Source organism: Nocardia sp. NPDC003999, assembly GCF_053604885.1.
Genome location: NZ_JBSGIB010000001.1, coordinates 734,622 through 756,784, shown reverse-complemented (window position 1 = coordinate 756,784; position 22,163 = coordinate 734,622). Strand labels below are relative to the sequence as shown.

Here is a 22,163-nt window from a genome sequence, read left to right as displayed (position 1 = left end):
GCTATACCGGACGTGTTGATTCGTCATGAGATTCACGTCACGGTCAGATCACCCGCAGGCGTTCACCCATTCCGACAGTCCGTCGGCGAACAGCTGGCGCTTCCAGATCGGAACTTCGTGTTTGATCCGGTCCACCAGTTCCGCGCACGCCGCGAACGCCGCGCCGCGATGCGCCGCCGCCACCGCGACGACGATCGCGCGGTCACCGATGTCGAGCGAGCCGACGCGGTGCACGGCCGCGACCGGCAGGCCGTGCGTGGCGGCGAGTTCGGCGCAGACGGTGTGCAGGAACCGCTCCGCCTGCGGGTGCGCGGAGTATTCCAGGGCCGAAACGGCTTGTCCGCCATCGTGGTCGCGGACTTTCCCGGTGAACACCACGACAGCGCCGTAATGCGATCCGGACACCGCCTCCTCGACCTCCGCTGGGTCCAGCGGCTGGTCGCTGATCCGGGCGAGCCGGACCGTAGCCTCAGCCGTTGTCATGACTTCCACCTCCGGCGACTTGTGCGAGCAGATGATCCAGCAGCGGTTCCAGCACCGCGATGCCGTCTTTCACGCCGCCCGGCGACCCGGGCAGATTCACGATCACCGAGCGTCCCGCGAGTCCCGCCACGCCGCGGCTCAGCGCCGCCAGCGGGAACTTCGCGGTGCCGCGCTGCCGGATCGCCTCCGCCACACCGGGTAGTTCGCGATCGAGCAAGGCGAGGGTGGCCTCCGGGGTGGCGTCGGTGGGGGAGGCGCCGGTCCCACCGGTGCTGATGACCAGTGCGGGTTCGAAGCGCAGCGCGTCGGCGAGTCCGAATTCGATCTCGGCGTCGGCGTAGACCAGCGGGCCCCGCACCGAGAAGCCGAGGCCGGACAGCCAGTCCACGAGCACCGGACCGGTGGTGTCGACGCGGGTGCCCGCCGCGACCCCGGTCGACGCGACCAGCACCACGGCCGAGCGTTCCTCCTCGTCGAATTCGGGCTCGGCGTAGTCGGCGGTGACCGGCTCGTCCTCGCTCTCGTCCGAGGCCGCGTCGTCGGGGCGCTCCCAATGACCGTGTTTGCCGCCTTCTTTGGTCAGCAGGCGCACGCCGGTGAGCACTGCCGCGGGGTCGACCGCCTTCACCATGTCGTGCAGGGTGAGACCCGCGACCGCGACCGCGGTGAGCGCCTCCATCTCGACACCCGTCGGACCCTTGGTCTTCGCGGTGGCCTCGATGGTGATGGCGGTGTCGGTGAAACCGAACTCCACCCGCACCGACGACAGCGCCAGCTGATGGCACAGCGGGATCAACTCGGAGGTCTTCTTCGCCCCCGCGATGCCCGCGATGCGGGCGGTGGACAGCACGTCCGCCTTCGGCATGTCGTCGGCCCGTACCAGCGCGACCACCTCGGCCGTGGTGCGCAACTCGCCTGCCGCGACGGCGATCCGGGTGGTCTCGCTCTTCGCGCTCACATCGACCATGCGGGCGCGACCTTCGTGGTCGACATGGGACAACTCGCTCATAAGGTCCACACTCGCACAACCGCGCCCGCGGGCAGAGCGGTGACCTCGGCGGGTACATCGATCAGCACGTCGGCTTTCGCCATGGCCGCCACGAGATGCGAGCCCGGACCGGACACCACCTCGACCGCACGCGGCCGTCCGGACGCGGCCGACTCACTCGAGTGCCCACGGATCAGCCTCCCCCGCAGGAACTGACGCTTGCCCTCCGGCGAGCGCGGCACGGCGTTGAACAGGGGGAGCTCGTAGGTGTCCACCTCGGGCAGACCGGCGAGGCGCCGCAGGATCGGGCGGGCGAACACCTCGAACGACACCATCGTGCTGACGGGGTTGCCGGGGAAACTGAGCACCGGCACACCGTCGACGACGGTCAGCCCTTGCGGGCCGCCCGGTTGCATCGCGACCGAGCCGAACCGTCCGCCCATCGGTTCGAGCACGTCCTTGACCACCTCGAAGTCGCCCTTGGACACACCACCGGAGGTGAACACCACATCGGCGCGCTCCATCGCGTCCGACAGCAGCCCGCGGAAACGCGCCGGATCGTCGGTACTGTGCGCCACCGAGACGACCTCGACGCCGTTCGCGGTGAGCGCCGCGGCGAGGGCGACGCCGTTGGAGTTGTAGATCTGGCCGGGGCGCAGCGGCTTTCCGGCCGCGACCAGCTCGTCGCCGGTGGTGATCACCGCGCCGCGCACCGCGCGGAAGACCGCCACCGCGGACAGCCCGACCGCGGCCAGGGCGGCGACATGCCGGGGCGCGAGCGTGATGCCCGCCCGTGCGAGCAGGTCACCGGTCCGGACGTCCGTGCCCGGTTCCCGCACGAATTCCCCCGCGCTGCGGCCGCGCTCGATGGTCACCGTGCCGTCGCCGACGCGGGTGTCCTCCACCGGCACCACGCAGTCCGCGCCGGGCGGGATCGGCGCACCGGTCATCACCTTCATCGCCGCACCGGGCGGCAGCGGCGCGCGGCCGGCGGCTCCCGCCGCGACGACGCCTGCCAAAGGCAGGGTGACCGGCGCGACCAGCACCGATTCGGCACGCACCGCGTACCCGTCCATCGCGGAGTTGCGGAACACCGGCAGATCGATCGGCGAACGGACGTCTTCGGCCAGCTGCCTGCCCAGCGCCCGCGGCACCGCGACGGACTCGACCGCGCGCGCGGCCAGTGGCCGCAGCAGCTGTTCGATGCTGTCGCGATAGTCGTCGACGGGCCTGGCCGAGACGCCGGCGGGCCGAGGGTTCATGCGAGTCAGCCTAATGGGTGCGGTCGGACGTAGTCCGTCCTCAGCCTGCGCATGGCCGGAGCGAAGGCGGAGGTACGCCTAACGCCCGGTCCGGGCGGTTCTCCGCCTCTGCCGCCATGCGCAGGTCGCCGGACGCCGTGGCAAGGCCTCACCGCCTGTCCGCGGCCGAAGTGAGCCGAAATCGAGCATTCCGCCCGCGAACGAATTGGGGCAGGCGGTCATAATGGACGTGTGACTCTGGTCGAGATCGGGATTCCGGCCGTGCGTTCCGGGCGTCCCTCGCTCGCCGGCCGTCCCGACACCCCCTATTTGCTGGATCGTTTCGGACGCGTCGCCCGCGACCTACGTGTGTCCATCACCGAGAAGTGTTCGCTGCGCTGTACCTATTGCATGCCGGAGGAGGGGCTGCCGGAGATTCCCCGGCACGAACTGCTCACGGTGGACGAGATCGTCCGGCTGGTGCGCCTCGCGGTGCTGGAGCTGGGGGTGCGCGAGGTCCGCTTCACCGGGGGCGAGCCGCTGATGCGCCGCGACCTGGAACAGATCATCTCGGGCTGTCATGCCGAGGTGCCGCACATCCCGCTGGCCATGACGACCAACGGCATCGGGCTAGAGCACCGCGCGATCGGCCTCGCCGCCGCCGGTCTGCACCGGGTGAACGTCTCGCTGGACACCGTGGATCGGGCCGGTTTCGCGCGGTTGACGCGCCGCGACCGCCTCGAATCGGTGTTCGCGGGCATCCGCGCCGCCCGCGCCGCCGGGCTGGCCCCGGTGAAGGTCAACGCCGTCTTGATGCGGGAGACCCTCTCCGGCGCGCCCGATCTGCTGCGCTGGTGCCTGGACGAGGGCTGTGAGCTGCGTTTCATCGAGGAGATGCCGCTGGACGCCGACCACGAGTGGGCCCGCGCCAACATGGTCACCGCCGCCGAACTGCTCGACGTGCTCGGCGCCCGGTTCTCCCTCGACGAGGTGGGCCGCTCCGATCCGTCGGCGCCCGCGGAGAAGTGGCTGGTCGACGGCGGGCCCGGCACCGTGGGCATCATCGCCACGGTGACCAGGAAGTTTTGCGACACCTGCGACCGCACCCGGCTCACCGCGGACGGCATGCTGCGCTCCTGCCTGTTCAGCGACCAGGAATTCGACCTGCGCCAGGCACTGCGCTCCGGCGCCGACGACGAGGAACTCGCGACGCTCTGGCGCGGTGCGATGTGGAACAAGTGGGCCGGTCACGGCATCGACGCCGAGGGCTTCGTCCCGCCGGAGCGGACGATGGGAGCCATCGGTGGTTGAGATCCGCTACTTCGCCGCGATCGCCGACGCCGTCGGCAAGGACGGCGAGACGCTCGACCTCCCGGCCGGAGCGACGGTGGCCGACTTGCGCGCGACCCTGGCGGCGGCCTACGGCCCGGACCTGGACAAGATGTTGTCGGTGTGCGCCTACCTGGTCGGTGACGAACTCACCCGAGATCCCGCGGTCGCGCTGAGCCCGCGCGTCGACGTCCTGCCACCCTTCGCGGGCGGCTAGGCGGCGCGTTCACATCCAGCGCCGCCACGACCAGCTGTGCCAGGTGTCGATGAGGTGCGCGGTTTTCGTGAGCGACGACGCTGCACGGCGGCGCTCCTCGCCGGACGCCGAGGTCCCCCCGAAGGGCTAGCGCCACCAGGTGTCCAGCGGCGTCACCGGGACGGTGCGCTTGTGACGGGTGTTGTGGAAGATGCTCTCCAGCCGTTCGGCGACCTCGGGGGTCACCTCCTTGCCCTCCAGGTAGTCGTCGATCTCGCTGTAGCGCAGACCGAGCGCTTCCTCGTCGGGCAGGGCGGGCCGGTCGTCCTCCAGATCGGCGGTGGGCACCTTGGACCAGATGCTCGGGGGCGCGCCGAGTTCCTGGAGCAGGGCGGCGCCCTGGCGCTTGGTCAGACCGGTGAGCGGGGTCAGGTCGACGCCGCCGTCGCCGTACTTGGTGAAGAATCCGGTGACCGCCTCGGCCGCGTGGTCGGTGCCGACCACGAGCAGATTCTCCTGCCCGGCCAGCGCGTACTGGATCACCATGCGTTCGCGCGCTTTGATATTGCCGCGCACGAAGTCACGCAGCTGGTGGACCTGCAAGGCGGACGCCGCCTCGGCGGCCGCGGCGTTCGCGCTGGGCCGGACGTTGACCACGACCTGCCGGTCGGGCCGGATGAACGTCAGGGCGGTGCGCGCGTCGGCCTCGTCGGCCTGGACGCCGTAGGGCAACCGCACGGCGAGGAAGGTCGCGTCCACGCTGTCCGCGCGCAGTTCTTCGGCCGCGAGCTGGCACAACCGGCCCGCGAGAGCGCTGTCCTGTCCGCCGCTGATGCCGAGGACGAAACCTCGTGCGGGAGTCGCGTTCAGATAGTCCTTGAGGAAATCGACCCGGCGGCGGATCTCTTCCTTCGGTTCGATCGTGGGCCGGACGCCCAATTCACTGATGATCTGTGCACGCAGGTTCCCCATGGCGCCCGAGTCTACTGGCGGCTCAGCGGGCGACGACGCGCCGAACGACGAGCTCCCAGTTGTCGCCGATCTGCTCGCGGGTGAAGCCGAGCACTTGCATCTGGTGCATGACCAGCGCTGCGCCGAGCATCGCCAGCAGCCAGTCGGCGACCAGCGCGACCTCCCCGGGCATGTCGGCCTGCCGCAACAGCATCACGACGTGCGCGCGCTGTAGTCCGTACGGTCCACCGGAATAGCGTTCGCTCGCCTCGCCGAGCTCGGCGGCGCGGTGTAGCTCGCCTGCCACCTCGATGTCCAGGAGCCTGGCCCGCCCGAAGGCGACCAGTCGTTCCACCGGGGGCGCGCCCGGTCCGAGCGGCGGCGGCCCGAAGATGAACGACTCCTGGTACTTCCGCTCCGAGTGGTCCAGCAGCGCGAGCAGCAGGCCGGATCTGCTTCCGAACCGCCGGAACACCGTGCCCTTGCCGACCCCGGCGCGTTTGGCCAGCGCGTCCATGGTGAGGCTGTCGACGCCGTGCTCTCGCACCAGTTGCTGCGCCGCGTCCAGGAGCAGTTGACGGTTGCGCGCCGCGTCGGCGCGCTCGGCGGGCTCCGAGGTGCCCGGCAATGGCGTGCCGACGTCGAGCAGCCGAGGTGCGCCATCGGTCGACGCGTCCGGTGTGGGGTAGTTCACAGCGCTCACGCAGGCTCCGCGGGAAGTAATCGGACCATGGTCCGGTTAGTGTGTGGTGAACGTACGGACACCACCTCATCAGTACACCAGGAGTCGTCATGAGCCAGACCCGCATTCTCGCACTCGTCGGCAGCCTGCGCGCCGCGTCGGTCAACCGGCGGCTCGCCGAGGCCGCGGCGCACAGCGCGCCGGAGGGTGTCGAGGTCACTCTCTACGAAGGGCTCGCCGACATCCCGTTCTACAACGAGGACATCGATGTCCCCGGCTCCGTCCCCGCGGCCGCTCAGGCGCTGCGCGACGCGGTCGCCGAGGCGGACGGCCTGCTGGTGGTGACCCCGGAATACAACGGCACGCTGTCGGCGGTGCTGAAGAACGCGATCGACTGGGCTTCCCGTCCCTACGGCGCGGGAGCGATCAAGAGCAAGCCCACCGCCGTGGTGAGCGCATCGATCAGCCCGAACGCCGCCCAGTGGGCGCACGGCGACGCGGTCAAGGCGCTGGGCGTGGCGGGCGCGCGGGTGGTCGAGTCCGCGCACCTGCACTTCGGGGTCATCGGCGAGCGGTTCGGCGCCACGCATCCGCGTGACGATGCCGAGGCGCTGACCCAGCTGGCCGGTACGGTGCGCGACTTGGTGGAGGCCACGCGCGGCGAATTGGCGTCGGTGTAAGCTCCTTCTCCGGTCTGAACGAGGGCCATCGCTGCGGGGCGCAGCGGTGGCCCTCTTCGTTTGCCGGAAAGTTTGCTGAAAGTAAGCTGACGCGCCGTGGAGTGATCTGCGCCACTGTTTTGTGTCGGGGTGAATCGAGCGTACTGGTACTTCTCTCGATGGAATTTCATCAATGTGACTCGCTACATGTCGTGTTGTAGGAATCTGTCGGCCACTAGGTGTAGTGTCTTCGGTACTGGAAGACGGCGAGAGACCTCACTCGGCACGAGTCGGCCACAGGTGGCTGATCAGGGGATTCGAGCTCGGATCCAGGAGTTTGCGCAGCATACGTCGGATCGTGAATTGCAACGGATCACAGGCTGTGGATCAGGCACAAGGAGAGAGGGACATCAATGACCGTCACCGTGTACACCAAGCCCGCTTGCGTCCAGTGCAACGCCACCTACAAGGCCCTCGACAAGGCCGGGGTGGACTACGAGGTCATCGACATCTCGGAGAACGACGAGGCGCGTGACTACGTCATGGCACTCGGGTACCTGCAGGCGCCGGTCGTGGTGGCGGGGGACGATCACTGGTCGGGCTTCCGTCCCGACCGCATCAAGTCGCTCGCGACCGTGGCGGCCTGACGCTTCCACCGCTTCCGGTTCATCCGAGGGCGAGCGCTACGGCGCTCCCGAGAAGAGGAAGGCGACCATGTCGGAGACGACGGCGCTGGTCTACTTCTCCAGCGCTTCGGAGAACACGCATCGCTTCGTCGAGAAGCTGGGTCTCCCGGCGACTCGCATACCACTGCACACCGCCGACTCGCTGCGCGTAGACCATCCGTACGTGCTGATCGTCCCCACCTACGGGGGCGGTCGGCACGTACTGGGGGGCGATCGTTCCGACAAGGACTTCGTGCCGAGGCAGGTCGCCAAGTTCCTCAACGACCCGCACAACCGCGCGTTGCTGCGCGGGGTGATCGCGGCGGGCAACACGAACTTCGGCGACACCTTCTGCTACGCGGGCGAGCTCATCGCACGCAAGTGCGGGGTGCCGTACCTGTATCGCTTCGAACTTATGGGAACCGCTGAGGACGTCGAGCGCGTCCGAGAGGGATTGGGATTGTTTTGGCAACAGCAACGACAGCACCGGCCGGAAAGACAGCTCGCTTAGAGCAGCCCCCGGTCCGCGGCGGCGAGGCGGGCGAGGTCCTCGACTACCACGCCCTCAACGCGATGCTGAACCTGTACGGCCCGGACGGGGAGATCCAGTTCGACAAGGACCGTGAGGCCGCCCACCAGTACTTCTTGCAGCACGTCAATCAGAACACCGTCTTCTTCCACAACCTGGACGAGAAGCTGGACTACCTGATCGAGGAGAACTACTACGAGGCCGAGGTTCTCGAGCAGTACAGCCGCGCGTTCATCAAGAAGCTGTTCAAGCAGGCCTACGCCAAGAAGTTCCGGTTCCCCACCTTCCTCGGTGCGTTCAAGTACTACACCTCGTACACGCTGAAGACCTTCGACGGCAAGCGCTACCTGGAGCGGTTCGAGGACCGGGTGTGCATGGTCGCGCTCACGCTCGCCGCCGGTGACGAGGCGCTGGCGGGCCAACTGGTCGACGAGATCATCGAAGGCCGTTTCCAGCCGGCCACCCCGACCTTCCTGAACTCGGGCAAGAAGCAGCGTGGCGAGCCGGTGTCGTGCTTCCTGCTGCGCATCGAGGACAACATGGAGTCGATCGGGCGCTCGATCAACTCCGCGTTGCAGCTGTCCAAGCGCGGCGGCGGAGTGGCGCTGCTACTGAGCAACATTCGCGAGCACGGTGCGCCGATCAAGAAGATCGAGAACCAGAGCTCGGGCGTCATCCCGATCATGAAGCTGCTCGAGGACTCGTTCTCCTACGCCAACCAGCTCGGCGCGCGGCAGGGCGCGGGCGCGGTCTACCTGCACGCGCACCACCCGGACATCTACCGGTTCCTGGACACCAAGCGGGAGAACGCGGACGAGAAGATCCGCATCAAGACGCTCTCGCTGGGCGTGGTCATCCCGGACATCACCTTCGAGCTGGCCAAGAAGAACGAGGACATGTACCTGTTCTCGCCGTACGACGTGGAACGCATCTACGGCAAGCCGTTCGCCGACATCGACGTCACCGAGAAGTACTACGAGATGGTCGACGACAAGCGCATCCGCAAGTCGAAGATCAAGGCGCGCGAGTTCTTCCAGACCATCGCCGAGTTGCAGTTCGAGTCGGGTTATCCGTACATCATGTTCGAGGACACGGTGAACCGGGCGAACCCGATCGCGGGCAAGATCACCCACTCCAACCTGTGCTCGGAGATCCTGCAGGTCTCCACGCCGTCGGAGTTCAACGACGATCTGTCCTATGCCAAGGTGGGCAAGGACATCTCCTGCAACCTCGGGTCGCTGAACATCGCCAAGACGATGGACTCACCCGATTTCGCGCAGACCATCGAGGTGGCCATCCGGGCGCTGACGGCGGTGTCGGACCAGACCCACATCTACTCGGTGCCCTCCATCGAGCAGGGCAACAACCTCTCCCACGCCATCGGCCTCGGGCAGATGAATCTGCACGGCTACCTGGCGCGCGAACGGGTCCACTACGGGTCCGAAGAGGGCATCGACTTCACCGACATCTACTTCTACACCGTGGTCTATCACGCGATCCGGGCGTCGAATCGGATCGCGATCGAGCGCGGTACGTACTTCGGCGGCTTCCCCGAATCGAAGTACGCCAGCGGTGAGTACTTCGACAAGTACACCGATCAGGTGTGGGAGCCGAAGACCGAGCGCGTCCGGCGACTGTTCGCCGACGCGGGCGTGCACATCCCGACCCAGGACGACTGGCGCGAGCTGAAGGCCTCGGTCATGGAGCACGGCATCTACAACCAGAACCTGCAGGCGGTGCCGCCGACCGGATCGATCTCCTACATCAACCACTCCACCAGCTCCATCCACCCGGTGGCGTCGAAGATCGAGATCCGCAAGGAAGGCAAGATCGGGCGCGTCTACTATCCGGCGCCCTACATGACCAACGACAACCTCGAGTACTACGAGGATGCCTACGAGATCGGCTACGAGAAGATCATCGACACCTACGCCGCGGCCACCCAGCACGTGGACCAGGGCCTGTCGCTGACGTTGTTCTTCAAGGACTCCGCCACCACCCGCGATCTCAACCGCGCCCAGATCTACGCCTGGCGCAAGGGCATCAAGACCCTCTACTACATCCGGCTGCGTCAGATGGCCTTGGAGGGAACAGAAGTCGAAGGTTGCGTCTCCTGCATGCTGTAGTTCGGGTTGCGAACAGGGCCTCCGGAAGGGGGCCCTTTTCGCATTCTGCGGCCGCTGAGATCGCGCACTCGCCTACGCTCGAAGCGCAACCCCATCCTGCGCTCTTCCTCGCATCGCGTGCGGTAGGCCGTCAGCGCCTGGAATAAGCTGGGGCAGAAGCGATCCGGTAGTGATGGGAACGACGATGACCGATCTCGGCGGCAATGGGAAGCCGCTCAGGCCGATTCATGACGCGAGTGTGCCGAGCAGCGCTCGAATATACGACTATGTGCTGGGTGGGAAAGACCACTATCAAGTGGATCGGGACGCGGCCGAGAAAGTGATCGCGGCGTTTCCCACCACCAGGGTCGCGGCTCGGCAGAACCGGTCGTTCATGCACCGTGCGGTGAACGCGCTGACCGAGTTGGGCGTGACGCAGTTCCTCGACGTCGGCACCGGCATCCCCACCGAGCCGAACCTGCACCAGGTGGCGCAGGCGCCGACGCCCGAAGCGCGGGTGGTCTACGTGGACAACGACCCGATCGTGCTGACCCATGCCCGCGCCCTGCTCACCGGCACGCCGGAGGGCCGCACCGCGTACGTCGACGCCGACCTGAAGGACCCCGCGGCGATCTTGTCCGCGCCCGAACTCCGCGAGACCCTGGACCTGGAGCGCCCCGTGGCGCTGAGCCTGGTCGCCGTGCTGCATTTCCTGGCCGACGAGCAGGACCCCTACGGGATCGTCGAGACATTGATGGATGCTCTCGCGCCGGGATCGTTCCTCGTGGTCTCGCACATCACCGCCGACCTCGAACCGGAGATGATGACCGACGCACTCGACGTGTACCGGCAGAGCGGGGTCTATGCCCAGACGCGCACGCGGGACGAATTCGCCCGCTTCTTCACCGGGTTGGAACTATTGGACCCGGGAATCGTCGTCACCAATCAATGGCGTCCGCAGGGCGAGTCGCCGTCTTGGCTCGACTCGCAAGTGAACTGCTGGAGCGCGGTCGGCCGTAAGGTGTGGTAGGCGGACCTTCCCGGGGCAGGAATCACGGAGGCTCGGTGCTCGTGAGTCCTGCCCCGCGTGATCAGCTCAGGGCCGGGAGCACTTCGCGTTCGAAGAGTTCGATGCCGGAGGTGTCGTAGGCGGCTTCGGGGAAGTTGAAGATGGCGTAGCCGAGGCCGAGGTCGCGGACCCGGCGCAGGTTCTCGGCGATCTGCTCGGGGGTGCCGGTGGCGGCGCCGCTGTTGTAAAGCTGCTCGAAGTAGGACTTGGCCGCGTCGGCGCCGATGACGGGCGTCAGGCGGGCTTTCAGCGCCTCCAGGCGATCCTCTACTTCGGCCTGCGTGGAGCCGATGACGACATTGAAGTTGGAACTGCGGACGATCGCGTCGAAGTCGGTGCCGACGTCGGCGCAATGCGCGCGCAGCACCTCGGACTTGTGGGTGAACTCGTCGGGATTGCCGCTGAAGTTGGTGTACTGGGCGTATTTCGCCGCGATGCGCAGCGTCTTCTTCTCGCCTCCACCAGCGATCCACAGCGGAATCCCGCCCTGCTGGAGGGGAAGCGGGCGCACGATCGCGCCGTCCACCTGGTAGTACTTGCCGTCGAGGGTGGCCGAACCGGTGGTCCACGCCTGCCGGAAGATCTGCACGCCTTCGTCGAGGCGGCCCAGCCGTTCGCCCGCGGACGGGAATCCGTAGCCGTAGGCGCGCCACTCGTGTTCGTACCAGCCACCGCCGATGCCCATCTCGACGCGTCCGCCGGAGATCAGGTCGACCGTCGCGGCCACCTTGGCCAGATAGGCCGGGTTGCGGTAGCTGATCGCGGTACACATCTGGCCCAAGCGGATACGCGAGGTGGTCGCGGCGAACGCCGACATCAGCGACCACGCTTCGTGCGTCGCCTCCTCGGTGGGCACCGGAACGGTGTGGAAGTGGTCGTACACCCACAGCGATTCCCACACCGGGTTCGCATCGGCGCGCTGGGCGAGGTCTCGCATCACCCCCCATTGGTCCGCCGGATCGATGCCCACCAGATCGAGCCGCCAACCCTGCGGGACGAAGATGCCGAAGCGCACGAATATCTCCTTCGTGTGTACCCGAAACGGCCGCGGCGAGCGCCGCGGCCTCTACCTCACTGTTACCAGTGCGCCGCGCGCTGGCAACCGTTCGGCGCTCGACGCATCGAATTGATGCGATCGCCCTAACCGAATGGGTCATTCCGGAAGGCTGCTCACCAACAGAATTCGCTGGCGATATATGGAGGGCGAATGTCGCACGCTGGAACAAAGAAAACGCAGCCTCGGCTCGGCGTCGATTTCGGCCGGGTCATCCAGGGGGCCGCTCTAGCGCCCGGGGACGAGGACACGGTGTTCCTCTCCGGCGGGCTCGAGGAGGCGCTGCGCACGCCGCCCAGCGTGGGCGCTTTCGAGGTACTGCCGCGCCTGGTCCGGCGGTTCGAGGGGCGCGCCTGGGTGATATCCAAATGTGGCCCGCGGATCGAGCAGCGCACCCGCCAGTGGCTCGATCACCACGACTTCTACGACCGCACCGGGATCGCCCGGGAGAACGTGCGCTTCTGCCGTGCCCGGGCGGACAAGGCGGTGCACTGCGCCGAACTCGGCATCACGCACATGATCGACGATCGCGTCGACGTTCACCGTGCGCTGCGTGAGGTAGTGCCGCACCGATTGCTGTTCGGCGCGCAGTCGGAGCCGGTCCCCGAGTGGGTGCGACACGTCCCGACCTGGGAGGACGCGGAGCGGGCCGTGCTGGAGACGACGGATCGGTTTCCGCGGGCGCACCTGTAGTCCGGTGCGCGGGGCCGGGAGCCGGTTTCCGGTTCGAGCGCTTCGGCTCGCGTGCTGTGACCGCACGAAATCGGCCGGGAGCTCGCGCGCTCGGCCGATCGCGTCTGTTCGATCCCTACGCGCCGGTGAACTTCTCACCGGCGACGGACTTCGACGGCTCACCGTCGACGCCGACCGGGATATCGCCCTCGAGGGTGGTGCGGTACAGCACCCGGGTGACATCGAGGTGGTCCAGATCGCTCGGGGCGAGATGCGCGGTGACCCGGTTGTCCCAGAACGCGATGCTGCCCTTCTGCCAGCGGAAGCGGACCGTGTAGGCGGGGTGGGTGACCTCGTCGAACAGCAGCTTCAACACCGCGTCGCTCTGGCTCGGGGTGAGCCCGACGATCCGGGTGGTGAAGCCGGGGTTGACGAACAGCGCCCGCTCACCGGTCACCGGGTGCACCCGGACGACCGGGTGCTCGGTGACCAGCGGCGCGGCCGCGACCTTCTTCGCGTAGTCGCTGTCGGAGTTCCAGGCCGGCCTGTTGCCGCCGAAGCGGTGCTCGGCGCGCAGCCCTTCGGCGAAGCGCTTGAGCGACTCGGGCAGGTTCTCGTAGGCGGCGACGAGGTTCGTCCAGCCGGTGTCGCCGCCGCGCTCCGGGGCGATCTCGGCGCGCAGAATGGAGGCCGCGGGCGGGTTGATCAGCGCGGAGACATCGGTGTGCCAGTGGTTGGTGTAGCTGTGCTTGCGCACACCGAACCGCTTCTCGTACAGCCGGCTGTCGACCGCGAGGATCTCCGGGTACTCCGTCGGCGCGTCGTCGTCGTACGGGTGCGACGGCGTGACCGCGCCGAAGCGGCGGGAGAAGGCGATCTGCTGTGCGTGATCGATGTGCTGATCGCGGAAGAACAGCACCTTGTAGGTGTGCAGCGCGTCGGTGATGGCCTCGACCTGCTGGTCGGTCAGCGACTCACGGAGATCGACGCCGGAGATCTCGGCGCCGATGTGCCCGGCGACGGGAGCGACGTGCACCGCGCCATCGGTAGCGGTCGAGACGGGGGATTCGTGTACAGCGGTCATCGGAAGAACTCATTTCGGATCAGAGGATCGGGCCGGCGGCAACCGGAGATGCGGGGTCTGCGGCAAGGCGACAAGCGCTGCCGCAGACGCGCATGAAGTCGACGACGCGACGTTTGGTCAGCGCCTGCACGACGACTGCCTTCCGAGCGCGGGGTGGGCGGGCACGGTTATCAGGCGTTCGCCGGGGCGCGCCACCGCGACAGGCGGCGTTCCAGGGCGACCAGCAGGCCGTTGAAGGCGAGGCCGAGCAGCGAGATGGCGAGGATGCCCGCGTACATGTTCGGGATCGCGAAGTTCTGCTGCGCGGCGGTGATCAGATAGCCGAGACCGGCCCTGGCTCCGAACATCTCGGCGGCCAGCAGCACGAGGATCGAGCTGGCGGCGGCCATCCGCAGGCCGGTGAAGATGGACGGCAGCGCCGCGGGCAGGATCACCTTCTGGAACAGCCGCAACGGCGAGAAACCGAGGGAGGCGGCGGATTTGACGAGCAGCGGATCGACGGTGCGCACGCCGGTGATGGTGTTCAGCAGAATCGGGAAGAAGCTCGCGTAGACGACGATGGCGACCTTCGAGGTCTCGCCGATGCCCAGGATCAGCAGGAACACCGGCAGCAACGCCAGCGCCGCGGTGTTGCGGAACAGTTCGAGAATCGGGTTCAGGAAGTCCGCGACCGGCTTGTACCAGGCGATCGCGATGCCCACCGGAATGCCGGCTACCAACGCGAGCGAGTACCCGGCCAGCGAACGGTTCAGGCTCGCGGAGATGTGGGTCCACATCTCCCCGCTCGCCACCAGGTCGGCGAACGCCTGGGCGACCACCGAGAACGGCGGCAGGAATACCTCGTCCACCAGGCCGAGGGTCGGGGCGAGCTGCCACAGCAGCAGGAACAGGGCGATGACGACGGTCGGTTTGAACACCCGCCAGGCCAACCGGCTCACCGCGCGGATGGCTTGTGTTCCGGCGGAGGGCGCGGTCTCGGCCCTGCGCACCTGGGCGGGCCGGGCCTGCGCGGCCGCGCTCTCCCGTACCGGCCGCTCGCTCAGCTGAATGGCACTAGACATTGGCCGTCCTCTCGGTGGTGGATTCGACGTCGGCCGTGTGGTCGGACAAGGACTTCAGTTCCAGGCTCGCGGCCCGCTGGACCTCGCTGTGCAGCAGCGTCCAGATCTCGTGGCGGTAATCCCGGAAGCGTTCGGAGGAGCGGATGTCGTCGTCGGTTTCCCGGTCGATCTCGACGTCGACGATGGCCTTGATCCGCCCGGGTCGTGAGGTCAGCACGGCCACCCGCTGGCCCAGGTACACCGCCTCATCGATGCCGTGGGTGATGAACAGGACGGTCTTGCCGGTGGCCCGCCAGATGCGCAACAGTTCGTCCTGCAACGACTCCCGGGTCTGCGCGTCGAGCGCGGCGAACGGCTCGTCCATCAGCAGCACCTCGGGATCGAACGCGAGACTGCGCGCGATCGCGACGCGCTGTTTCATGCCGCCGGACAGCTCGTGCGGGTAGCGGTCGCCGAAACCGGCTAGCCCGACCAGCTCCAGATAGTGCTCGGCGAGTTCGCGGCGCGCCTTGCGTCGTAAACCCTTGGCCTCCAGCCCGAATTCGATGTTGGATCGGGCCGTCCGCCATGGCAGCAGCGCGTACTGCTGGAAGACGACGCCGCGATCCAGGCCGGGGCCGGTGATCGGCTTGCCGTCCAGCAGGATCTCACCGGAGCTGGGCTTGCTCAGCCCGCCCAGCAGGTCCAGCAGCGTGGACTTGCCCGAACCACTCGGGCCGACCAGCACCAGGAATTCGCCCTCGCGCAGCTCCAGCGAGATGTCGTCGAGCGCGGTGAATCGCTCGTGCGAGCCGCGCACCGCGAACTGCTTGCTCACTCCGGTGAGCGACAGTTTCGTCGCCGTCGTGGTCATTTCGCGGCCACCACCTCTCCGGTCGGCCCGGCCTCCGGCTTGTACTTGCCGTTGGCGTAGGGGTTGAACTTGTTGGTGAACAGATCCGCTGCCTTCAACTTGCCGTTCGGCAGTTCGCCGTTGCGCACCAGCCAGTCGATCCAGATCTGCAGTTCCTTGTCCGCGACCACCGCACCCGGCACCGGGATTCCGGAGCTGAGCCAGTACGGCACCAAGTTGGTGTTCTCGTTGCGGCCGCGCTTGTTGATGATCTGGGTGAACCGCTCGCGCACCTGCTCGCGGGGCGTCACCTGGAGCCAGCGGATAGCGCGTGCGGTGCCCTGCACGAAGTCCTCCACCGCTTCGGGATTCTTGGCGATGTAGTCGTTGCGGAAGACATAGGTGCCGTAGTCGAACGTGCCGAAGATGGCTTTGTCGGTGTAGAGCGGGTGGATGCCGCCGCGCTGGAGGGCGGTGTCCCGGAAGACGCTACCCAAGGCCGCGACGTCGACCTGTCCCTTGCGCAGCGCCTCCTCGGTGTTGGCCGGCGGCACGACGATCAGTTGCACCTGCTTGATCTCGTCTTCGGTCAGGCCTTGCTGATGCAGCCACTCCCTGGTGATGAATTCGTGGTGCGCGCCGAGGGTGTTGACCGCGACCTTCTTGCCGATCAGATCGCGCGGCGAGTTGATGCCGGAATCGTCACGCACGTAGTAACCGGTGAACGACTGCTCGTCCGCGCCATAGGAACTGAGCACGGAGGTGACCTTCGCGCCGCCCGCGATCAGCTTGACCACCGCGCCGTTGAACGCGCTGCCGAACTCGACTTGGTTCGTCGCCGCGGCCTGGATATTGGCGGGGCCACTGGTGGTGTCGCCTTCCCAATGCAGGCTGACCTTGCTGAAATAGCCTAGGTCGTCGGCCAATTCGAAGGCGCTCACCTGCCCGGTGGAGCCTTGGTAGCGCAGCACGGTCTTGCCGTCCGCGGTCTTGGCGGGTGCGGACTCGCCGCAGCCGGTGAGCACGGACAGCCCGGTGAGCACCGCTACGGCGGCGGAGAGAGCGCGGGCGACGCGCCGGGACGAGGTGGGGAAAGGCATTGTTGTTCTTTCGAAGACGAGAAGACGCCGTGCGATTCGACGCTCGGCGTCCGGAGACACCACAGCGGGAGCGATGCGGCGGTGGACGACCGTGCGGGATCCGGTCGGAAACGAGGGCCGCGTTGCCTCAGCGGCAACAGATTCCGTGCGGAACGCGCATGAAGTCGACCGCGCGACGGCGGATCAGGGCGGTGGCTGTCGACACTTCGAAACTTTCGTGAGCTGTACTGGTGCCTGCGTGCGCCGATGTTGTTTCGGCACTTGCCTGGCAAACACTGTCCCGGTTCCCAAGCGTGGGAGCAACAGTTCGACGCCGACTGCGTATAACCCTGTTTTACGGCGGCCGATGGACTACGAAGGGGTCAGGCTGACGCGCGGTAACGCATCGCCCGGTTCCGGTCGTCCCGGCGGTCGTCGCTTGCGCTGCGGACGAGTCGCGTCGCGGTTTCCCGGTGCGGAGGTCTCGTATGACGCGCGGACCCCGGTGTGGAGCGGCTTCGGTCACAACACCCTGTCGTAAGGTGATCATCGTCTACGAAGCGATGTAAGCTGCACGAGGACATTTTCGTGTCCGTGAGATGTTGATCCGAACGGTGCGGATATCCGAGTTCCGCGGCGGCGACGAGAGGGAGGTGGGGTAGCGATGCGCAGCGAACCTCCCAGTCGAAGGCCGCGCGGCGCCGCCCCTTCGCATTCCTAGTCAGGTCGCGACGGCAGGGGCCGGCGCCCGCGGTGTGAATTTCGAGCTCTCCGTTCACTCACGCATGTGCTGAGGTCCTCTCATGTCGCAGACCGACATCATCGAAGTACGTCCGACGCTGTCCGAATCCCTCCAGGACATCGTCGAAACCCGCCGCGTGGACGCCGCGCTGGACTGGCTCGGCAACCACCCGCCGCACGTCATCGCCGATCAACTCGCCCGGATGGATGCCGTGCGGGCCGGGATGGCGTTCCGCCTGCTCGACAAAGACCTGGCGCTGGCCGTCTTCGAGGAACTCGAGCCGGTGGACCAGCAGCAGATCCTGCAGGGGCTGCGCGATCAGAGCTTCCGCGACCTGGTCGAGGGCATGGCGCCCGACGACCGCGCCCGAATGCTGCGCGAGGCGCCCGCCAAGGTCGCCAAGAAGGCGCTGGCCGGGCTGAGCCCGCGCGAGCGGCGGATGACCGCGAGCCTGCTCGGCTACCCGGAGGGGTCCGCGGGGCAGTACATGACGCCGGAGGTGGTGGCGCTGCCGCGTGACCTCACGGTGGCCGAAGCGCTCGGCATGGTGCGGGCCAAGGGCGGCAACGCCGAGACGGTGTACACGCTGCCCGTCGTCGACGCGGGCAGGCGGCTGACCGGCATCGTCGAGCTGCGCGAACTGGTGCTCAGCAAGCCGGAGACGATGGTGTCGGAGCTGGTCGTCACCGAGCCCGCCTTCGCGCGCGCCACCGACGCCGCGGAGAAGGCGGCCCGCTTGATGCGCGAGACGAACGACATCAACCTGCCGGTGGTGGACAGCGAGGACCGGCTGGTCGGCCTGCTGACCATCGATGACGCGGTCGAGGTGATCGAGGCCGCCGACAGCGAGGACGTCGCGTTGCAGGCGGGTTCCGCGCCGTGGGAAGGCCACTACATGGCCGCCGGGGTGTTCCAGCTGGCCCGCTACCGCGCGCTGTGGCTGCTGCTGTTGCTGTTCGCGGCGACCCTCACGGTGAGCGTGACCGACTTCTTCGAGGGCACCTTGCAGCAGGCGGCGCATCTGGCGCTGTTCATCCCGCTGCTGATCGGCGCGGGCGGCAACGCGGGCGCGCAGGCCGCCACCGCCTGCGTGCGGGCGGTGGCGGTCGGCGAGGTCCGGGTGTCGGACCTGTTCCGGGTGATCTGGCGGGAATGCCGGGTAGGTCTGGTGCTGGGATCACTGCTGGCGTCCGTCGGCCTGGCGATCGGGGCCTTGTTCGTCGGTCCGCGCATCGCACTGGTCGTCGGGATCACACTGGTCCTGATCTGCGGCTGGGCCGCCACCATCGGCGGCACCATGCCCCTGCTGGCCAAGAAACTGCGCATCGACCCCGCGGTCGTCTCCGCCCCGATGGTCACCACCCTGGTCGACGCCACCGGGCTGATCATCTACTTCACGACGGCCAAACTGGTCCTCGGTATCTGAGGGCGCGGTGTGCTCGACGATCGCCCTACGGAAAGAGCGTGAGTACTTGGCGCACAACATCTTCGAGGGCCGCGTCAGCCTTGCCGGTGAGCGAGATGGCGGGTAGGCGCGGCCCGAGCGAACCGCGGTTCTCCGATGCGAGCGGCGGTCCGACCGCGACGTTGTAGAACCGCAGTTCGTCGGCGGCATCTCGGTAGACGGTGCGGTCGCCGACGGTGAAAGCCGGACTGCCCGCGGTGACCAGCGACTCCGCGCTGTATTCGTACGCGAGACGAATCTCGTCGCCGTGATACGAGAACGTACAGCTGGAGACTCGCTGTTGCGCGGGTTCCGCCGTGACGCCGAGCCGCGGCAGCACCGCGCAGGGGTCGGCGCCGGTCAGCACGGTGGTGATCGTCTCCGCCGCGCTGCCCTGACGTGGCTCCCGCTTCCATTCGGATACCGCCGTGGTGATCAGTGACTTGGCGATCGGGCACGGCTCGACCCCCAAGGGCGTGTCCACCCACAGGCCGATCGCGGCGAAGGAGGGGAAGCGTGCGGTGGCCGAACAGGAGCGCTGGACGAGTTGCCCGGCCTGTTCGGCGCTCAGTGTGTCCTTGTCCGCCAGCAAGGTGATGGTCACGTCGCCGAGTCGCTCGGTGGTACCCCGATCGTTCTTCACTTCCGGCGCCGGTCCCCCCATGGCCCAGCGGACGGATTTTCCCTTGTAGCGTTCCGAGCTGTCGAGTTCGGCCCTGCACGAGTTCAGCCCGTCGGTGCCGACGGTGCGCAATTGCCCGACTTCGGCCAGTTCGGCTCGAGGCAGCAACGCGCAGGTGTCCATCGCGCGCATGCGGCGCAGCACTTCCAGACGCTGGTCGTCGGTCTGCGGCACGGTCGACCAGAAGGATCCGTCACCGGTCTGCGGAGTCTCCGCCGGACCGTCGTCCTGACACGCGGCAGCGGTCAACAGCACCGCCGCGATCAGAGCCAGTCGTCGGTACATCGAGAACCCCCCTCTTCGGATCGAAATACAGTTGTGGCGCGGAGTCTTCGCCGCCGGGTCGGCGATCGGAGACAAGGCGAGGGCCCGGCATCGCTGCCGGGCCCCGTTGTCCCACACCATAACTGATGGTTCAGAACTCCCAGTCTTCGTCCTCGGTGTTGACGGCCTTGCCGATGACGTAACTCGAGCCGGAGCCGGAGAAGAAGTCGTGGTTCTCGTCGGCGTTGGGCGACAGCGCCGAGAGGATGGCCGGGTTCACCTCGGTTTCGTCCTTGGGGAACAGGCCCTCGTAGCCGAGGTTCATCAGCGCCTTGTTGGCGTTGTAGCGCAGGAACTTCTTCACATCCTCGGTGAGGCCGACCTCGTCGTAGAGATCCTGGGTGTAGTCGACCTCGTTGTCGTAGAGCTCGAACAGCAGCTCGAAGGTGTAGTTCTTGAGCTCGTCGCGCTCGGCCTGGGTGACCTGCTCGAGGCCCTTCTGGTACTTGTAGCCGATGTAGTAACCGTGGACCGCTTCGTCCCGGATGATCAGCCGGATCATGTCGGCGGTGTTGGTGAGCTTGGCCCGCGACGACCAGTGCATGGGCAGGTAGAAGCCGGAGTAGAACAGGAAGCTCTCCAGCAGCGTGGAGGCGACCTTGCGCTTGAGCGGATCGTCGCCCCGGTAGTACTCCAGCACGATCTCGGCCTTGCGCTGGAGGTTGCGGTTCTCCTCCGACCAGCGGAACGCCTCGTCGATCTCGCGCGTGGAGCACAGCGTGGAGAAGATCGAGCTGTAGCTCTTGGCGTGCACCGACTCCATGAACGCGATGTTGGTGAGCACCGCCTCTTCGTGCGGGGTGAGCGCGTCCGGGATCAGGCTCACCGCGCCGACCGTGCCCTGGATGGTGTCCAGCAAGGTCAGGCCGGTGAAGACCCGCATGGTCAGTTGCTTCTCGTCGGCGGTCAGGGTGTTCCACGACGGAATGTCGTTGGAGACCGGGACCTTCTCCGGCAGCCAGAAGTTGCCGGTCAGCCGGTCCCAGACCTCGGCGTCCTTTTCGTCGGGCACCCGATTCCAGTTGATGGCCGACACCCGATCGATCAGTTTCATCCTGCCTCCACGCCTTTCCCGAGCACCTGTCGTCACGGAATGTCTACCCTCGGGACACTACTCCTTGTGGCCGACATGTCCGCTCAGCACAACACCTTGTGTCGCCGCGGCAGGCGTCTACGTCGGGAAGAACGCTGTGACGCGCCGCGCGCGGCCCCCTATTGTGCGGCAAGCGGTGAGCCGCCGTGGCTCGGCCCCTGGCACGTGGCGGTGGGGCACGGGGGCCGCCGGTCACCGCGGCGGGCGACCGCCGGGTGCGCCGCCGCCGGGTCCGCCGGGCGGGCGCCCACCGGACTGCGGCCCGGCACCGTTGTCCGACTGCGTGTTCTGTGATTTCTCGGCGACGCCCACGGTGAGCGCCACCCGCAGCCCGGAGGACGGCGTGCCCGTCACGGTGGCCAGTTCCGCGTCCCAGCCGTCGCCGAAGACGTTGTCGGAGGCCAGCGTGACCTGCGAAAGGTTGGTGACGCTGCGCGCGTAGCCGGAGTCGTGGGCGAACACCGCCTCGCAGATGTCCTGGGGCAGGGCGATCTGCGAGGTCAAACGGGCGTTCTGGCCCGCGACCGCGGTCTGCAGCGAGTCGTAGACCTCGAAATGGATGTGCGGCCACCGGCCCGAGTAGCAGGCGGGGAAGATCGAGGTGAAGGTCACCTTGCCGTCGTCGCCCGCCACCTGCACGCCGCGCAGATAGTTCTGCTCGGTGATGCCGCTGCTGTAGAGCGAGTAGCTGCCATCCCGGTCGCAGTGCCACACGTACACTGCCATGCCCGCCCCCGCGGCGCCGTTCTTCGCCAAGTCGCGCAGCGTCAGCTCGAGTGTCATCGGGACGCCCTGCGCGACATCGGAACAAGAGCCGAACGAGGTCGTGATGTCACTGCGCACCACGCCGGATTCGATGAGGATGTTGGGTCCGTTCGATCCGTCGCCCGGGTACGGACCCGCGGTCTCCTGCGGGGCGGCGGTGGCGCCGCCGAATTGCGTGGCGGTGGCGGACGCCGTCGCAGTGGCCGTGGCCGCGGTGTCGTTCGAGCCCGACGCGCAACCGGCCGCGACCGCCGCCGCGCCCGCGGTCGCCCCGAGGAAGAACAGGGCGCGGCGGCGCGACACCATCACCTTCATGTCATGTGCGAGGCCGAGATCGTGCTCGTGCGCCTCGCCGCGTCGTTCGCCCACTGTGTGCCCTTTCGTTCGTCGACATCGTCCTCGGCGACGTTAGGAACGGGCGCTGCTGTCCGGCT

The 22,163-nt window shown here is 67.4% G+C and carries 22 protein-coding genes; 9 read left to right on the top strand and 13 right to left on the bottom strand.

Annotated elements, in window-relative coordinates:
- Positions 1-48 precede the first annotated feature (48 nt).
- From ACWESM_RS03615 to ACWESM_RS03605, 3 genes are read right to left on the bottom strand one after another with little or no spacing between them, the layout of a single operon-like run.
- A complete protein-coding gene (locus tag ACWESM_RS03615) occupies positions 49-483 on the bottom strand; it encodes a molybdenum cofactor biosynthesis protein MoaE (RefSeq protein ID WP_355077707.1) in 435 nt (144 codons plus the stop codon).
- Positions 470-1,492 (bottom strand): bifunctional molybdenum cofactor biosynthesis protein MoaC/MoaB, encoded by a 1,023-nt coding sequence (gene moaCB, locus ACWESM_RS03610; protein WP_356961076.1) that lies wholly within the window; start codon positions 1,490-1,492, stop codon positions 470-472. The genes ACWESM_RS03615 and moaCB overlap by 14 nt, the downstream gene beginning before the upstream one ends.
- A complete protein-coding gene (locus ACWESM_RS03605; RefSeq protein ID WP_397276972.1) occupies positions 1,489-2,733 on the bottom strand; it encodes a molybdopterin molybdotransferase MoeA in 1,245 nt (414 codons plus the stop codon). Before ACWESM_RS03605 ends, moaCB begins: the two co-directional genes overlap by 4 nt.
- 231 nt (positions 2,734-2,964) lie before the next feature.
- Here ACWESM_RS03605 and moaA point away from each other — a divergent pair, with 231 nt between their 5' ends.
- Positions 2,965-4,023 carry a GTP 3',8-cyclase MoaA gene (gene moaA, locus ACWESM_RS03600; RefSeq protein WP_356961080.1) on the top strand — a complete coding sequence of 353 codons (1,059 nt, stop codon included), beginning with the start codon at positions 2,965-2,967 and terminating at the stop codon, positions 4,021-4,023.
- Positions 4,016-4,258 carry a MoaD/ThiS family protein gene (locus ACWESM_RS03595; RefSeq protein WP_356961082.1) on the top strand — a complete coding sequence of 81 codons (243 nt, stop codon included), beginning with the start codon at positions 4,016-4,018 and terminating at the stop codon, positions 4,256-4,258. Before moaA ends, ACWESM_RS03595 begins: the two co-directional genes overlap by 8 nt.
- Positions 4,259-4,384: 126 nt before the next feature.
- Here ACWESM_RS03595 and nadE read toward each other — a convergent pair whose 3' ends face one another.
- A complete protein-coding gene (nadE, locus tag ACWESM_RS03590) occupies positions 4,385-5,209 on the bottom strand; it encodes an ammonia-dependent NAD(+) synthetase (RefSeq protein ID WP_355078740.1) in 825 nt (274 codons plus the stop codon).
- A 22-nt stretch (positions 5,210-5,231) separates the two neighbouring features.
- Positions 5,232-5,837, bottom strand: coding sequence for a TetR/AcrR family transcriptional regulator (locus ACWESM_RS03585; protein WP_452490947.1), 606 nt, complete (start codon positions 5,835-5,837; stop codon positions 5,232-5,234).
- A gap of 143 nt (positions 5,838-5,980) precedes the next feature.
- Here ACWESM_RS03585 and ACWESM_RS03580 point away from each other — a divergent pair, with 143 nt between their 5' ends.
- From ACWESM_RS03580 to ACWESM_RS03560, 5 genes are all read left to right on the top strand, one after another.
- Entirely contained in the window at positions 5,981-6,550 is a 570-nt protein-coding gene (locus ACWESM_RS03580) for an NAD(P)H-dependent oxidoreductase (RefSeq protein WP_355078741.1), read from the top strand.
- Between the two features lie 392 nt (positions 6,551-6,942).
- Entirely contained in the window at positions 6,943-7,176 is a 234-nt protein-coding gene (locus ACWESM_RS03575; RefSeq protein ID WP_039799742.1) for a redoxin NrdH, read from the top strand.
- A 67-nt stretch (positions 7,177-7,243) separates the two neighbouring features.
- Entirely contained in the window at positions 7,244-7,705 is a 462-nt protein-coding gene (gene nrdI, locus ACWESM_RS03570) for a class Ib ribonucleoside-diphosphate reductase assembly flavoprotein NrdI (protein ID WP_355078742.1), read from the top strand.
- Between the two features lie 62 nt (positions 7,706-7,767).
- Positions 7,768-9,849 carry a class 1b ribonucleoside-diphosphate reductase subunit alpha gene (gene nrdE / locus ACWESM_RS03565; RefSeq protein ID WP_355078830.1) on the top strand — a complete coding sequence of 694 codons (2,082 nt, stop codon included), beginning with the start codon at positions 7,768-7,770 and terminating at the stop codon, positions 9,847-9,849.
- Between the two features lie 184 nt (positions 9,850-10,033).
- Positions 10,034-10,858: an SAM-dependent methyltransferase gene (locus tag ACWESM_RS03560; protein ID WP_355078743.1), complete on the top strand. Its 825-nt coding sequence runs from the start codon at positions 10,034-10,036 to the stop codon at positions 10,856-10,858.
- A gap of 61 nt (positions 10,859-10,919) precedes the next feature.
- On the opposite strand, the gene ACWESM_RS03555 is transcribed toward ACWESM_RS03560, so the two are convergent.
- Positions 10,920-11,912: an LLM class F420-dependent oxidoreductase gene (locus ACWESM_RS03555; RefSeq protein ID WP_355078744.1), complete on the bottom strand. Its 993-nt coding sequence runs from the start codon at positions 11,910-11,912 to the stop codon at positions 10,920-10,922.
- Between the two features lie 192 nt (positions 11,913-12,104).
- On the opposite strand from ACWESM_RS03555, the gene ACWESM_RS03550 reads away from it, so the two are divergent.
- Positions 12,105-12,644, top strand: a complete 540-nt coding sequence (locus tag ACWESM_RS03550) for a hypothetical protein (protein WP_364429403.1) — start codon at positions 12,105-12,107, stop codon at positions 12,642-12,644.
- A 115-nt stretch (positions 12,645-12,759) separates the two neighbouring features.
- On the opposite strand, the gene ACWESM_RS03545 is transcribed toward ACWESM_RS03550, so the two are convergent.
- The 4 genes from ACWESM_RS03545 to ACWESM_RS03530 all read right to left on the bottom strand — a co-directional run bounded on the left by ACWESM_RS03545 (position 12,760) and on the right by ACWESM_RS03530 (position 16,700).
- Positions 12,760-13,707, bottom strand: coding sequence for a TauD/TfdA dioxygenase family protein (locus tag ACWESM_RS03545; RefSeq protein ID WP_364429400.1), 948 nt, complete (start codon positions 13,705-13,707; stop codon positions 12,760-12,762).
- A 170-nt stretch (positions 13,708-13,877) separates the two neighbouring features.
- Positions 13,878-14,768, bottom strand: coding sequence for an ABC transporter permease (locus ACWESM_RS03540; protein ID WP_355078747.1), 891 nt, complete (start codon positions 14,766-14,768; stop codon positions 13,878-13,880).
- Positions 14,761-15,621: an ABC transporter ATP-binding protein gene (locus tag ACWESM_RS03535; RefSeq protein WP_355078748.1), complete on the bottom strand. Its 861-nt coding sequence runs from the start codon at positions 15,619-15,621 to the stop codon at positions 14,761-14,763. Before ACWESM_RS03535 ends, ACWESM_RS03540 begins: the two co-directional genes overlap by 8 nt.
- On the bottom strand, positions 15,618-16,700 hold the full coding sequence (locus ACWESM_RS03530) for an ABC transporter substrate-binding protein (RefSeq protein ID WP_355078749.1): 1,083 nt from the start codon (positions 16,698-16,700) through the stop codon (positions 15,618-15,620). The genes ACWESM_RS03535 and ACWESM_RS03530 overlap by 4 nt, the downstream gene beginning before the upstream one ends.
- A gap of 782 nt (positions 16,701-17,482) precedes the next feature.
- Here ACWESM_RS03530 and mgtE point away from each other — a divergent pair.
- Complete coding sequence (gene mgtE, locus ACWESM_RS03525; protein WP_355078750.1) at positions 17,483-18,847, top strand: magnesium transporter; 1,365 nt, start codon at positions 17,483-17,485, stop codon at positions 18,845-18,847.
- A 25-nt stretch (positions 18,848-18,872) separates the two neighbouring features.
- Here mgtE and ACWESM_RS03520 read toward each other — a convergent pair whose 3' ends face one another.
- The 3 genes from ACWESM_RS03520 to ACWESM_RS03510 form a co-directional block, all read right to left on the bottom strand.
- Entirely contained in the window at positions 18,873-19,832 is a 960-nt protein-coding gene (locus ACWESM_RS03520) for a hypothetical protein (protein ID WP_452490898.1), read from the bottom strand.
- Positions 19,833-19,962: 130 nt separating this feature from the next.
- Positions 19,963-20,925 (bottom strand): class 1b ribonucleoside-diphosphate reductase subunit beta, encoded by a 963-nt coding sequence (gene nrdF / locus ACWESM_RS03515; protein ID WP_355078753.1) that lies wholly within the window; start codon positions 20,923-20,925, stop codon positions 19,963-19,965.
- Positions 20,926-21,156: 231 nt separating this feature from the next.
- On the bottom strand, positions 21,157-22,044 hold the full coding sequence (locus tag ACWESM_RS03510; protein ID WP_452490946.1) for a dioxygenase: 888 nt from the start codon (positions 22,042-22,044) through the stop codon (positions 21,157-21,159).
- Positions 22,045-22,163: the final 119 nt, after the last annotated feature.

Coding starts and splice junctions, on each gene's coding strand:
- ACWESM_RS03615 (WP_355077707.1), bottom strand. CDS start 483: ATGACAACGGCTGAGGCTACGGTCCGGCTCGCCCGGATCAGCGACCAG.
- moaCB (WP_356961076.1), bottom strand. CDS start 1,492: ATGAGCGAGTTGTCCCATGTCGACCACGAAGGTCGCGCCCGCATGGTC.
- ACWESM_RS03605 (WP_397276972.1), bottom strand. CDS start 2,733: ATGAACCCTCGGCCCGCCGGCGTCTCGGCCAGGCCCGTCGACGACTAT.
- nadE (WP_355078740.1), bottom strand. CDS start 5,209: ATGGGGAACCTGCGTGCACAGATCATCAGTGAATTGGGCGTCCGGCCC.
- ACWESM_RS03580 (WP_355078741.1), top strand. CDS start 5,981: ATGAGCCAGACCCGCATTCTCGCACTCGTCGGCAGCCTGCGCGCCGCG.
- ACWESM_RS03575 (WP_039799742.1), top strand. CDS start 6,943: ATGACCGTCACCGTGTACACCAAGCCCGCTTGCGTCCAGTGCAACGCC.
- nrdI (WP_355078742.1), top strand. CDS start 7,244: ATGTCGGAGACGACGGCGCTGGTCTACTTCTCCAGCGCTTCGGAGAAC.
- nrdE (WP_355078830.1), top strand. CDS start 7,768: ATGCTGAACCTGTACGGCCCGGACGGGGAGATCCAGTTCGACAAGGAC.
- ACWESM_RS03560 (WP_355078743.1), top strand. CDS start 10,034: ATGACCGATCTCGGCGGCAATGGGAAGCCGCTCAGGCCGATTCATGAC.
- ACWESM_RS03550 (WP_364429403.1), top strand. CDS start 12,105: ATGTCGCACGCTGGAACAAAGAAAACGCAGCCTCGGCTCGGCGTCGAT.
- ACWESM_RS03545 (WP_364429400.1), bottom strand. CDS start 13,707: ATGACCGCTGTACACGAATCCCCCGTCTCGACCGCTACCGATGGCGCG.
- ACWESM_RS03540 (WP_355078747.1), bottom strand. CDS start 14,768: ATGTCTAGTGCCATTCAGCTGAGCGAGCGGCCGGTACGGGAGAGCGCG.
- ACWESM_RS03535 (WP_355078748.1), bottom strand. CDS start 15,621: ATGACCACGACGGCGACGAAACTGTCGCTCACCGGAGTGAGCAAGCAG.
- ACWESM_RS03530 (WP_355078749.1), bottom strand. CDS start 16,700: ATGCCTTTCCCCACCTCGTCCCGGCGCGTCGCCCGCGCTCTCTCCGCC.
- mgtE (WP_355078750.1), top strand. CDS start 17,483: ATGTCGCAGACCGACATCATCGAAGTACGTCCGACGCTGTCCGAATCC.
- ACWESM_RS03520 (WP_452490898.1), bottom strand. CDS start 19,832: ATGTACCGACGACTGGCTCTGATCGCGGCGGTGCTGTTGACCGCTGCC.
- nrdF (WP_355078753.1), bottom strand. CDS start 20,925: ATGAAACTGATCGATCGGGTGTCGGCCATCAACTGGAATCGGGTGCCC.
- ACWESM_RS03510 (WP_452490946.1), bottom strand. CDS start 22,044: ATGAAGGTGATGGTGTCGCGCCGCCGCGCCCTGTTCTTCCTCGGGGCG.